This is a genomic window from Vibrio sp., assembly GCF_047973365.1.
GTDB lineage: Bacteria > Pseudomonadota > Gammaproteobacteria > Enterobacterales > Vibrionaceae > Vibrio.
In genome coordinates this window covers 1-2077 of record NZ_JBKEBW010000150.1, presented here as the reverse complement: position 1 = coordinate 2077, position 2077 = coordinate 1, and the positions used below count along the sequence as shown (strand labels likewise).

General features: G+C 45.0%; 3 protein-coding genes and 1 pseudogene. 1 reads left to right on the top strand and 3 read right to left on the bottom strand.

Annotated features, from left to right (window positions below; genetic code table 11):
• The coding region (locus ACK5MF_RS17715; RefSeq protein ID WP_416923196.1) for an IS3 family transposase at positions 1–180 on the top strand (180 nt) is incomplete at its 5' end.
• A 114-nt stretch (positions 181–294) separates the two neighbouring features.
• On the opposite strand, the gene pgpA is transcribed toward ACK5MF_RS17715, so the two are convergent.
• From pgpA to ACK5MF_RS17700, 3 genes and pseudogenes are all read right to left on the bottom strand, one after another.
• Positions 295–801, bottom strand: coding sequence for a phosphatidylglycerophosphatase A (pgpA, locus tag ACK5MF_RS17710; protein WP_416923851.1), 507 nt, complete (start codon positions 799–801; stop codon positions 295–297).
• 9 nt (positions 802–810) lie between these two features.
• Positions 811–1785: a thiamine-phosphate kinase gene (thiL, locus tag ACK5MF_RS17705; RefSeq protein ID WP_416923852.1), complete on the bottom strand. Its 975-nt coding sequence runs from the start codon at positions 1783–1785 to the stop codon at positions 811–813.
• Between the two features lie 115 nt (positions 1786–1900).
• A pseudogene (locus ACK5MF_RS17700) lies at positions 1901–2077 on the bottom strand (group II intron reverse transcriptase/maturase); the annotation flags it as partial.

The window sequence follows — 2077 nt, the reverse complement described above, 5'->3', positions numbered from 1 at the left end:
GAAAACTTCTTCGCTTTACTCAAAACAGAGATGTATCACGGTCAAAGCTTCACTGATGCTGATGAACTGATTGCAAATATCGAAGAATATATAGAGTATTACAATACAAAACGGATTAAGGTGAAATTTAAAGGCCTGACTCCGATAGAATATCGAAATCAGGCCTTGCAAGCCGCTTAACAGAAATGTCCAACTTTATGGGGTCACTTCAGAGCATGGGAACGAGAGATTTTCTTAACTGATTGGCATTGTCCCATTGGGAACCTTCATTTTTTCTCGCAGAATACCGAGAGACTAAACCATCCATCCCGCCCAATAGCCAATCAATCCAAGGCTAACAGCGGACATCACACCCGCCACTAAATCATCAATCATAATGCCCAGCCCACCGTGAACACGCTTATCCAGCCAGCCAATTGGCCACGGTTTAACCATATCGAAAAAGCGGAACAGAACAAAGCCTGTCACAAGCCATTGCCAATCGAAAACCGGCAGGTTAAACAGCGGCACCACCAACATTGTTATCCAGAAACCGGCAAATTCATCCCAGACAATCGAGCCATGATCATGCACTTTCATGTCATCGGAAGTGATTTGGCAAATTTTAATCCCAACAATACTGGCAACAATGACCACTACCAAATACAACCATAAAGGCAACTGCACAAGTAGCAAATAGAATGGAATCGACGCGAGTGTCCCCATAGTCCCCGGTACAATCGGCGATAACCCGCTACCAAAACCAGTGGCGAGCAGATGCCAAGGATTACTTAATAAGATGAGTGATTTAGGGTTCGTCATACTTCTACCTTATACATCAGCCTTAAAATGATCGTATCCTTCCAGCGACCAGTTCAGCTTTTTACCTTTATGGTGTAGTTCAAATGTGCCAAGAGGTCGAATTTGACCAATACAGGTCACCTTGGTTCCTGTGTGTGCTAGCGCGCTCTCAAGCGAACCTTTGTTTTGTTCTGGCACCGTAAAACATAGCTCGTACTCTTCACCACTGGTTAAAGCGCATTTTTGCGCAGCAGAGATATCACCAAGGAACTGTATGAGCTCTTTAGAAATAGGTAACAAGCTGGTATCAATGGAAGCGCCGACTTGTGAGCGATTCAAAATATGCTTTAAGTCTGCAATAAGACCATCAGAAATATCAATCACGGACGAAGCAACGTTCAATAAAGCTTGCCCCGCGAGGACTCTCGGATGAGAAATATAATGACGTTTTTCCAGCTCCAAAGCGAAAGGTTCATGTCTTTTTTCAGCATCAAGCACCACACTTAACCCTGCCTGACTGTCACCCAGTTCACCCGTGACATAAATCCAGTCACCCACTTTTGCGCCAGAACGAGTGAGTGCCCGGCTATCCGGCACAAAGCCTTGAACGGTCAAGCTGATACTCAGCGGTCCTTTGGTTGTATCACCACCAATCAACTGAATATTGTAGTAATTGGCGAGGTCGAAAAAAGCATCGCAAAATGGTTTTAACCAAGCCTCATCTATTTTAGGCAGGGTAAGTGCCATCGAAACCCAGGCAGGCGTCGCCCCCATAGCGGCCAAATCACTGATGTTTGAAGCTAATGCTTTGTGTGCCACCCAAGCAGGGTTAGCATCCGCTAAAAAGTGAGTGCCTGCGACTAAGGTATCGGTACTAATAGCAATACGTACACCTTCTGGTGCTTTCACTATCGCACAATCATCCCCAAGCGAAAGATGCACATCTTTACGCTGAGTTTGACGAGCAGAAAAATATTTATCGATTAGGTTAAATTCACCAAACATTCGGTCATTCCAATCCTGTCGAATAGACATCTGATATTCACGATATATCGAGTAGGGTGAGGCGTTACCGCCTCATCCCTCTCACAGAACCGTACGTACGGACCTCGTATACGGCTCATGCATACTTCCATTCAGCATAATTGCTAAACACATACCCTGTTCCTACTTGCTCAAGATTTACCAACCCCAGTTCGTTGAACCATTGGTTTGGCATCGCATAACTGGCTAGAGGACTTTGCGCATTTCTCCAACTACTCATTCGGATAAATCTAAACGGCGGCTTATATCCAAG

What these genes read in the sequence shown, in the direction of transcription:
- thiL (WP_416923852.1), bottom strand. Translation starts at nt 1,785, where the DNA reads ATGTTTGGTGAATTTAACCTAATCGATAAATATTTTTCTGCTCGTCAA.
- pgpA (WP_416923851.1), bottom strand. Translation starts at nt 801, where the DNA reads ATGACGAACCCTAAATCACTCATCTTATTAAGTAATCCTTGGCATCTG.